Annotated in this window: 9 protein-coding genes and 2 pseudogenes; 4 read left to right on the plus strand and 7 right to left on the minus strand. The window is 69.1% G+C overall.

Going from position 1 to position 9,379, the window contains the following annotated elements:
• Positions 1–84 precede the first annotated feature (84 nt).
• The 7 genes and pseudogenes from ACWDA7_RS46900 to ACWDA7_RS46930 form a co-directional block, all read right to left on the minus strand.
• A complete protein-coding gene (locus ACWDA7_RS46900) occupies positions 85–369 on the minus strand; it encodes a hypothetical protein (protein ID WP_450613571.1) in 285 nt (94 codons plus the stop codon).
• A 263-nt stretch (positions 370–632) separates the two neighbouring features.
• Entirely contained in the window at positions 633–1,292 is a 660-nt protein-coding gene (locus ACWDA7_RS46905; RefSeq protein WP_450613573.1) for a serine/threonine-protein kinase, read from the minus strand.
• A 28-nt stretch (positions 1,293–1,320) separates the two neighbouring features.
• A complete protein-coding gene (locus ACWDA7_RS46910; RefSeq protein WP_450613575.1) occupies positions 1,321–2,334 on the minus strand; it encodes an AbiJ-related protein in 1,014 nt (337 codons plus the stop codon).
• 167 nt (positions 2,335–2,501) lie between these two features.
• Positions 2,502–2,900 (minus strand): hypothetical protein, encoded by a 399-nt coding sequence (locus ACWDA7_RS46915; RefSeq protein ID WP_450613577.1) that lies wholly within the window; start codon positions 2,898–2,900, stop codon positions 2,502–2,504.
• Complete coding sequence (locus tag ACWDA7_RS46920) at positions 2,900–3,175, minus strand: hypothetical protein (protein ID WP_450613579.1); 276 nt, start codon at positions 3,173–3,175, stop codon at positions 2,900–2,902. Before ACWDA7_RS46920 ends, ACWDA7_RS46915 begins: the two co-directional genes overlap by 1 nt.
• Before the next feature lie 99 nt (positions 3,176–3,274).
• Positions 3,275–3,577 (minus strand): annotated as a pseudogene (locus ACWDA7_RS46925) (transposase); the annotation flags it as partial.
• Positions 3,578–3,584: 7 nt separating this feature from the next.
• Positions 3,585–4,669 (minus strand): annotated as a pseudogene (locus ACWDA7_RS46930) (IS110 family transposase).
• A gap of 247 nt (positions 4,670–4,916) precedes the next feature.
• Here ACWDA7_RS46930 and ACWDA7_RS46935 point away from each other — a divergent pair.
• The 4 genes from ACWDA7_RS46935 to ACWDA7_RS46950 all read left to right on the plus strand — a co-directional run bounded on the left by ACWDA7_RS46935 (position 4,917) and on the right by ACWDA7_RS46950 (position 8,701).
• Positions 4,917–5,429 carry a hypothetical protein gene (locus ACWDA7_RS46935; RefSeq protein WP_450613581.1) on the plus strand — a complete coding sequence of 171 codons (513 nt, stop codon included), beginning with the start codon at positions 4,917–4,919 and terminating at the stop codon, positions 5,427–5,429.
• A 233-nt stretch (positions 5,430–5,662) separates the two neighbouring features.
• Positions 5,663–6,673, plus strand: a complete 1,011-nt coding sequence (locus tag ACWDA7_RS46940; protein ID WP_450613586.1) for an AraC family transcriptional regulator ligand-binding domain-containing protein — start codon at positions 5,663–5,665, stop codon at positions 6,671–6,673.
• A 79-nt stretch (positions 6,674–6,752) separates the two neighbouring features.
• A complete protein-coding gene (locus tag ACWDA7_RS46945) occupies positions 6,753–7,880 on the plus strand; it encodes a hypothetical protein (protein ID WP_450613582.1) in 1,128 nt (375 codons plus the stop codon).
• Positions 7,877–8,701 carry an SDR family oxidoreductase gene (locus ACWDA7_RS46950; protein WP_450613584.1) on the plus strand — a complete coding sequence of 275 codons (825 nt, stop codon included), beginning with the start codon at positions 7,877–7,879 and terminating at the stop codon, positions 8,699–8,701. Before ACWDA7_RS46945 ends, ACWDA7_RS46950 begins: the two co-directional genes overlap by 4 nt.
• Positions 8,702–9,379 lie beyond the last annotated feature (678 nt).

Here is a 9,379-nt window from a genome sequence, read left to right on the forward strand (position 1 = left end):
AACGCGGGAGACCAGTGCATCCACCACCGTTCGGGATGCGCCAGTTGACCAGGATTGGGTACAAGACTCACTCCTGCTCACTGACTAGGAACGGTCTGCGGTGCGGTCGTCGGCGACGTGGCTGAAGTGTTGGGCGGAGTTCGGGTGGTCGCGCAGGACGGCGGCGACGACGGATGCGGCCTCGCTCGTCAGGGTTCGCAGCCAGGGAGTGATCTTGTCCTGGGCGCTCCACTGGTCCCAGGTGGCGTCCCAGGTGCACATGGTGTGCGCGGCATCCTCCAGCAGGTCCCAGTCGCGGTGGCCGGCGGCGTAGGCGCAGATGCCGTGCAGCCAGATCACGACCGTCGCGGCGTCGCCGAACTGCACCATGTGGGTGTCGTCTCCGTGGACGTGCTCTGCCAGGGCGTGCAGGAGATTGTGAGCTTGGGCGGGTTCTCGTGCGAGGGCCGGTCCGGCCTGCTGGGTGTCGAGGTGGGTGAGTACGCCGACGTGGAGTTCGTAGTCCTCGGGGTGGTCGCCGACCAGGGTCAGCAGAGTGTCGACGGCGGCCGAGTCGCCGTTGCCGGCGGCTTCGAGCAGTGTCTCGGCGGCCGGGAGGGGGTCTTCGGGGATGACCGCGTGCTCGCGGTCGATCAGGGCGAGCAGGTCGCTGACGGTCTGGGGGCGGCGTTGCGAATCCTGGTGGGTGGCGGCGCGGACGATGGTGCGCCACGGGCCGGGAGGGGCAGCAGCGGCAGGTTGGTCTCCGGCAGCTTGCCGGTGAGGGCCCAGGCGATGACTCTGCCGACGCTGTAGATGTCGCTGGACGCCGTGGCCTCATGGGGTGTTCCGGACAGTTCTGGGGCGGCGAAGCCCTCGGTGCCGATGAAGTGGCCGGTGCGGCCCACCTTGGTGGTCTGGCCTCGTGGCCGGCGGACGATGCCCCAGTCGGCGAGGGTCCAGCGGCCGTCGAAGTAAAGGATGTTCGACGGTTTGATGTCGCGGTGCAGCCAGCCGTGCTCGTGCGCGGCGGCCAGCACCGATGCCAGGGCGTCGACCAGGGCGCGCAGCTCGGCCGGTTTCCGCAGCAGCTCGTGGCGTTGTACGGCGGTCGCGTCCGCCCAGGGCATCACGAACCAGGTGTGGTCGGCGCCGAAGTCGAGAATCGGCATGGCGTGGGGATGACCGTTCAGCAGCTGGCCGATCTTGATCTCCCGCCGCATACGGGCCACTTGCCGTTCGGCCGGGTACTTGCTGTGCAGCTTGTTCAACGCGACGGTCGTGCCGAGGGTCTTGTGGGTCGCCTCGAACACGTCCGCCTGGCCCCCGTCCGGGACCGGTTCACGCGTGCAGGCGTAGTCCTTGCGCTCGCCGCGAGCGGCGCGGCGGACCGCGGCGTAGGCACCCCGGCCGGGCGGTGCTGCCGCCGCGGCGCCCGGGGGAGCGGGGGTGTGCGGTGCGGCGGCGTGCCGGTATCCGGCGGGCCTCGTACACCGGGTAGCCGCTGACGGTGCGGGCCTTGGTGAGCTCGTAGCCATCGGGGGCCAGCAGGTCGTTGACCAGTGCCAGCAACCGCTCGACCTCGCCGGGGTCCGTGCGCACGACCGGGTGGATCATCTCCGCCAGGAAGCGTAGCAGGACCTCGTCGGCGCCGGCTGCGAGCTCGAAGCGGTCGTCGCCGAAGACCCAGTCGTCCTCCCAGTCCTCGGGGTTGTTGTAGCGGTGCTGGACGATGTCGCCCTCGACCGTGGTGAACCGCGGGTCATGACTCTTCAGACGGTCCAGGTCGTACAGCCTGCGCAGGAAGGTGACCTCGTCCAGGCGGCCCGACCAGCTCGCCCCCGTACTGCGCAGCGTGTCGAACAGATGCCGCCGGGTGACGTCGGTGATGGCCGCCAGCGGCCCTGCGGATATGTCGCTGCCCCGGAAGCGGCCGACGACGGTGTCGGCGGAAACGGACCGGAGCAGGGACGTGCCCATCACGCTCTCGGTGCGGGCACGGGCGAAGAGGTCCAGATCGAAGGAGACATCGTTGAGAGCCCGCAGCACGGTGTGCTGCAGAGCGGGACCCAGCTCGCGCAGCCGTTCGTAGTAGGTGTCCCGCAGCCCGAGCGAGAAGAAGGCCCCGTCCAGGATCTCGAAATCGTCCGGCAGCGGCGTCCTGGCTGGCGCTGTCATGCCGAACCGGCCGATCTTGACCCCGCCGATCTCCCTGAGCTCGCCGCCTGGATCGACACAGAGCAGCCCGAAGGTCGTCTTGAAGCTGTAGTCATCCCAGTCGTCCCGAACCAGGAAGGCCTGCCCCGGTACGGGGGAGACGGGCCGCCCGCGGACGGGCAGGACAGTGAACTGCACAGTTCCTCCGGAAGACACCTCGGCCTGCGGCCGGGCACATCAGAACAGAAGACCCAACCGCCCTTGTGCGAGCGGTGCCGCTTCCGGCGAAGCAGTGCCGGGCCCTTCGCGGGGTCAGGCGGCGGCGGGCGAGGCCCGGGGGCAGCTGCCGCCGGGGCGGCGGACGGCTATTGGTCGGGGTGGACGGCTCGAACGCCGGTACCCGCGTACGCCTTGGGGGTCAGGGTGAGCAGGTACCGCCCGGTGGGGTGGGTGGCGGAGGGGCGGGCGGCGTGGATGGCGTGTACGGCGGCCCAGGAGTGCCCGAACCGCAGCAGTTCGGTGGCGGTGACCGCGGCGTCGGTGTCGAACGCCTCGATCCGGATGAACCGCAGCCCGTTGATGTAGCCGAGCAGTCCGGGCCGCTCGGCGTCGCCGGCCGTCAGGGACAGCACCGGCGCATACAGGTCACCGAGTCCGCCGGAGGCCTGGACGTAGAACGCGGCGACCGCCTCGTTGAATGGATCCTTCGGGTCGTACAACGCACCCGCGGCCGTGTGGTCTAGGACGACCGCGATCGCCGCCACTACGCGGCCGCCTGCGGGCTGTGCGCGGCGCCGCCCAGACGCTCGAGCAGGGCCTTGGCCTTCGCCTCGGCCTCCGGGCTCGGCGCGCTGCCGAGGGCGGAGGCGAGCTCGGCGCGGGCCAGCTCGGCCCGCTCGGCGTACTCGGCCTGCGTCGGCGTGCCCTGCGCGAGGTCCTCGACCAGGCTGCGAATGGTGGTGCCGTGCTCGGCCGCCAGCTGGGCGAGCCGGTCCCGCGCGGCCGTGCTCACCTTGATGCTCGTCTCGTCTGCTGCCATATCCCGACTCTACCGTGTTCCTCTACCACAGGTAGAGGAAACGTGCCTGGACGGCAACATGCTTCGGTAGCCCTTGCCTACGCGCGGAAGACCGCCCTCCTAGTGTCCTGCGCCGGGAATTCGATCAAGATATGTCGCGAGGCGTTGGAGGATCTCGTCGGCGTCCTTGGTCCAGATGAACGGCTTCGGGTCGTCGTTCCACTGGGCGATCCAGGCGCGGATGTCGCGCTCCAGGGCCTGGAGGTTCCTGTGTACTCCGCGGCGTATTCGCTTGTCCGTCAGCAGGCCGAACCACCGCTCGACCTGGTTGAGCCAGGACGAGTAGGTGGGCGTGAAGTGCATGTGGAAGCGGGGATGTGCCTCGAGCCATTTGCGGACCACCGGCGCCTTGTGGGTGCCGTAGAAGCCCCTATGTTTCGTCAAGCGCGGAAGGGAGCTGGCCGATAGCCAGAGGCCGGATGTGGCGGTAGAGCTCGCGGGCGACGTACCGCTTGAGGCACCGGATGATCTCGCGTTTGGACATGCCCTCGGCGGTGCGTCGCTGCAGGTAGTTCTGCGTGCGTTCGTCCCAGCGTATGCGGGTCATCACGATGCGGTAGAGGGCGGCGTTTGCTTGGCGGTTGCCTCCGCGGTTCAGGCGCCGTCGTTGGGTCTTGCCGGAGGATTGCTCGACCGGGCTGACGCCGCACAGGGCGGCGAAGGATGCCTCATCGGTGATGCGGTCAGGGTTGTCACCTGCGGCGATGAGGAGGACAGCAGCGCTGTCGGGGCCAACACCGATCAGGTCCAGCATCTGCGGCCGGCGGGAGCGGACGGCCCTGGTGTGCGCCGGGTGAGCTCTTTGACCTCGTCGGACAGGTGCTGGACTCTGCGGGCGAGCAAGCGCATCGTGAAGACGGCCTCGCCCCGATCATCGACGTCAAGGGCCGCGCAGGTGGCGACCAGGGCAGGATTGCTCAGGCCTGTCAGCAGTTCGCGCAGGTCCGGGTCGATAGCCAGCAGGACGGCCTTGAGCTGGTTCAGTGCCTGGGTGCGGGCCTTGACGGCTGACTCCTTGGCGAGCCGCAGGACCCGCATGTCCGCTGCGGGGCCGTCCGCGGTCTTCGGCACGGTGGTGGCGCGTCCGGACAGTACTGCGCGGGCGGCGGCGTCCGCGTCGACGGCGTCTGCCTTTCCGCGCTTGCGCCGGGTGGCACGGTCGGGCTGGTTGATTTCGACGACCTCGATGCCTTCCCTGCGCAGGTACCGGGTCAGCGCGGTTCCGTAGGATCCGGTGCATTCGACGCCGGCCCGGTGCAGAATGCCGAACGACCGTGCCCAGATGAGTAGTTGACGATATCCGGCGACGGTGGTCGGGAACTCTTGGTGGGCGAGCGAGGCGCCCAGGGTGGTGATGACGGCGGCGACGTGGACGTCCTTGTGGGTGTCTACGCCCAGGATCACTTCCTCGGCCGGGGCCTGCACTGGCTGCGCGGGCAGCGTCGGCTGGGGCATGCTGGTGACGGTCACGAGGCTCCCTTGGACTGGGTCTGGTGGCTGACACCGGTCCGGTGGGCGGTCAGAACTGTGACGGTGCTTTGTGCGGCAAAGCCCCTATCGGGACACGTTCACCGGGCCGGCGCCAGTACGCACCGCAGGGAGCCGGAGCCGACAGTTCTACTCCAAGGCAACTGCGGCCAGTTGTCGCACGGGTCAAGCTCCGGCCCCCTGCGGCACCCCATGATCCTCACAGGAGGCCCCAGTGATCCGTACCCAACCCCAGCCCGGCGACATCGGATTGACCGGCATCACCGGCCCCGTCGGCCGGCTCATCCAGATCGGACAGTGGCTCAACGGCGACGGCTTCGGCCCGTACGAGCACGCCTTCATCGTGCTGCCCGACGACCAGCTCATCGAGGCCGAGCCCGGCGGCGCCCGGGTCGTCCCGCTGTCCGAGTACGACGACCGCGAGGTGCTGTACGTGTCGCCGGCCGGGCTGACGCCGGCGCAGCGCGAGGCCATCGTCTCCTGCGCCCTCAAGTACCGCGAAGTCCCATACAGCTTCCTCGACTACGCGGCGCTCGCCGCGCACCGCTTCCACCTCCCGGTGCCCGGACTGCGCACCTATGTGGAGTCGACCGGGCACATGATCTGCTCCCAGCTGTGCGACCAGGCGTACAAGGACGCCGGTATCCAGCTCTTTGACGATGGGCGGTGGGAGGGCTACGTGACCCCCATGGATCTCTACAACCAGCTCGCCGGCCCGACCCGATGAACTGCGAGTACGGCATCCCGCGTCTCAGACATGCCGGGACGTGAAACGAGTACGGCGGGAGCGTCACCGGCAGGTTGTCTCTGCCCGGTTCAGCGGCCACGCTACCGGCGAAGATCAAACGGAACGGGACACTTCCAGCAGGGCTCTGTGTCCAGGTTCAGGCGATCCCATGGAGGCCGGACCCTCCCCTTGACCACACACCTGCTCGGGTTAGCATCGCCCGGGTGGGTGCGATGATTCGGGGCGCCAGCCTGCGCGGGTTCGCGCGTCTCGTCGAGGAACTCGACGGCGACCCCGGGGAGTTCATGGGGCGGTTCGCGATCCCTTGGCACGCGCTCTCCTCCGAGGAGGGGCTCATCCCGATCACCAGCCACGACGTGATGCTCGACGCGGTCGCCCGTGAGCTTCGATGCCCTGATTTCGGCCTCCGCCTGGCCTCCCGTCAGGATCTCAGCATCCTCGGCCGGCTGGCTCTGGCCATCCAGGCATCGTCGACGGTGGCGGAGGCACTGGAGTGTGCCTCGCGGTTCATGTTCGTGCACAGCTCGGCGCTGAGCGTCGGTGTGGAACCGGATCCGCGGGGGTGTCGAGAGGTGGTCGCGCTGACCTATCGGAAGGATCTGCGCGAGTCGCCGTACTCCCCGCAGGCCATGGAGCTCGGGCTCGGCCTCTTTCACCAGGTGGCGGTGGCTCTGGTCGGCAGCCTGGCCGGCCTTCGAGGGGTGGAGCTGCCGCACCGGCCTCTGTCGCCGGTGTCGCGGTACACCGAGTTCTTCGGCGTGGATGTGAAGTTCGGGTGCCCGACCGCCGCGCTGCGCGTGGAGCGTCGGCTGCTCGACGAGGAGTTCCGCAGCGCTGACGCGGTGATCCGTCGGCTCGCCGTCGACCACCTGGCCAGTCACCACACCGATCCGGAGCGCTTGGTCTCCACGCACGTTCGGCGGGCCCTGGCCGGGAGCATCGGCACCACCCCTGCGGCGATCGGTCACGTCGCGCGGCTTCTTGCGATGCATCCCCGCACGCTGCAACGGCGGCTCGCCGCGGAGTCGACCAGCTTCGAGGAGATCCTCGAGGACGTACGGCAGGGTCTCGCGCTGCGCTACATCACCACCACCGACCTGCCTCTTGGACAGGTGGCCGCGATGGCGGGCTTCGCCGACCAGTCCGGCCTCAGCCACGCCGTACGACGGTGGTGGGGCGCCAGTCCGAGCGAGGTGCGCCGTCGGGCGCGTGGCACCTCCTGAGATTGTCGCGCTGGAACAAATCCCACCGTGCTTCAGCGGGCATTGTGCTGACCCGGTGACGAGAGCGAGGAGTGGGCCCATGACGGCAGCCGGAACCGGCCATCTGACCGGGATCGGTGCGCGAATGATCCCCGAGTTCGACGGCGTCCATGACGTGTGGCCGCGCGGCGAACGGCTGCGGGCGGTCCGCGAGGCCGCCGCGGCGTACAAGGAGCGCTTCAAAGCCCAGGGCCAAGTGCGCGCGGTGAAGTCGGTTGACATCGCCGCGGCGCCATACCCGGTGAAGTACGCCTTCCACGACGCCGTCTCGGTGCCCACGCTCCCGCTGATCTCGATGATCAACCGCATGATCGTCGTGCAGTACGACGACTTCGACGGCCGCGCACGCACGCTGGTCTTCGAGCCGACGGTACCGGAGGGCTCCGCACAGGCGCCGTTCTACCGCAACCTGCAGAAGGTGACGGACAAGGTTCCCGGTGGCAAGCTGCTCGAGCGGATGGTACTGAGGTATTACGCCGAGCCCGGCGACGTGCTGCGCCGACTGGGGCTGACCCCCAACGACATCGACTTCTGCACCTTCGACCACCTGCACGTGCAGGACCCGCGGATGATCCTGGGCTCCACCGAGGTCATCGAGGGCGAGGCGGCTGAACGCAAACCGCTGTTCGGCGGGGCAAGGATGCTGGTGCACCACCGCGAGCTGGCGACCCTCGAGTCCCTGCACCCGATGCAGTGGGCGTGGTACGTCGACGGCGGGCTCGACGGCGTCGCCCCGGAGAAGTTCGTCACCTTCGACGGGGACGTCGAGCTCGGTCCCGGCATCGCGCTGCTGTGGACGCCCGGGCACACCGATGGCAACCACTCGCTGGTGCTCAACACCCCCGACGGGGTGTGGGTGTCCTCGGAGAACGGGATTTCGCTGGACAACTGGCAGCCGGAGCTGTCCAAGATTCCCGGCGTACGCCGCTACCACGAGGTCTTCGGCCGCGAGATATGCCCCAACGCCAACACGCTGGAGGACTCGCTGGACCAGTACGACTCGATGGTCAAGGAGAAGACGCTCGCCGACCGGTGCAAGGCGGACCCGCGCTGGCTGCAGATCCTGCCGTCCACCGAGCTGGCCCCGTGGAAGCGGTTCTGGCCGGTGATGCCCACCTACGTCCACGGCGGGATCACCTACGGCGAGATCAAGGGCGGTCGGCGATGAACCGCTCCCGCGCCGGCGCGGTGGTCACCGGGGCGGGCCGCGGCCTCGGCAGGCTGATCGCCGCGGCTCTGGTCCAGCGCCGCCACCAAGTACTGGTCACCGACGTCGACGAGGAAGCGGCATGCGCCGCGGCGGCCGAGCTCGGGCCTGACGTATTGTGGGCCGCCGTCGACGTGCGCGACGAGGTCCAGGTCGCCGCGGCGCGGGACCGCATCGTGGCAGAAGCCGGCCGCCTCGACGTGTGGGTCAACAACGCCGGCGTGCTCGTGACCGGGCCCGCTTGGGAGCAGCCGCCCGACGTACGACGCCTGATGCTGGAGGTCAACGCGCTCGGCACCGTCAACGGCACCGTCGCCGCAATCGAGGCCATGCGGGGCACGGGCGGGCACATCGTCAACGTCGTATCCCTGGCGGGACTCACCGCGGTCCCGGGCGAGGCGGTGTACGCCGCGTCCAAGCACGCCGCGATCGGCTTCAGCCTGAGCACACTCGCCGACCTGCGCCTGGCCGGGATCAAAGAGATCGACATCTCCTGCGTCTGCCCCGACGGCATCTGGACCCCGATGCTCCACGACAAACTCGACGACCCCGCCGCGGCACTGTCCTTCTCCGGCAAACTGCTCATGCCCGAGGAGGCCGTCGACGCAGTGCGCAAGGTGCTGGACCGACCACGCCCGGTTACCGTGGTGCCGGGCTGGCGCGGACTGCAGGCGCGCCTGGCAGACGCGCTCCCCTCGTTCGGGCTGCATGCCGTCCCCCTGGCGGTCGCGCAGGGCAGGCGGGTGCAGCGGAGGATGCTGGCGAAGAGACCGTCGGTGTAGAAAGCTCACCTCACCTCACCTCACCTCACCTCTCCTCTTCCTCGCTGGTATCGGCGGTGGCCGGGTCGCGGCCTCAGGCCGCCGTCGGCCGGGTTGGAAGCACGGAAGCTGCAGCGACCCAGCACGTTGAGGTTCGCGTGCCGACGCGTCGACCACGAGCTGGCGCTTGAGCACTGTTCGTCCATCGCGTACCTCGAGCGGGTCGTCGGCATCTGCGCCTGGTATTGGCCGAACCCTGTACGCCGCGGCCCTCGCGCACGATGCGGTGCACGCCTACCTTCGCCACGCCCGGCGCTGGCCTCGCTTGAACTGGTTCTCGTCTGTGCTCTGTTGCGCATGCTCGGGCGATGCAGTGTCTGACCTGCGGGGTGCTGATGACGTCGGCGGCGTGCGCCGTGCGGGTGTCCCGCCTCGCGCTGCGGGGTCAGGCGCGGTCGCTCAGGGGGTGAGGGGCGGCGGGTGGCGAGTGCTTTGAGGCGGGAGCGATCCGTTTGCCAGCCCCTGAACACCTGGTCGTCCCCCACTGCTCACGGCGTGATCGACATGGTTCACCGGGTTCCTTCGAGGATGCCCCGGCCTTCAGGACTCCGTTGGGAAATCCGTGAACCGGGTGTGTGGGTGGGCTTCTATGCGGCCAGTTCAAGTCGGGCCAGATGCGAGGTTCTGGTCTCGCCGAGT

The organism is Streptomyces sp. NPDC001156 (genome assembly GCF_053598275.1).

Bases quoted from the DNA above. Each gene is read 5' to 3' on its own strand.
- ACWDA7_RS46900 (WP_450613571.1), bottom strand. From the start codon at position 369: ATGGTGCAGTTCGGCGACGCCGCGACGGTCGTGATCTGGCTGCACGGC.
- ACWDA7_RS46920 (WP_450613579.1), bottom strand. From the start codon at position 3,175: ATGGCAGCAGACGAGACGAGCATCAAGGTGAGCACGGCCGCGCGGGAC.
- ACWDA7_RS46940 (WP_450613586.1), top strand. From the start codon at position 5,663: ATGATTCGGGGCGCCAGCCTGCGCGGGTTCGCGCGTCTCGTCGAGGAA.
- ACWDA7_RS46945 (WP_450613582.1), top strand. From the start codon at position 6,753: ATGACGGCAGCCGGAACCGGCCATCTGACCGGGATCGGTGCGCGAATG.
- ACWDA7_RS46950 (WP_450613584.1), top strand. From the start codon at position 7,877: ATGAACCGCTCCCGCGCCGGCGCGGTGGTCACCGGGGCGGGCCGCGGC.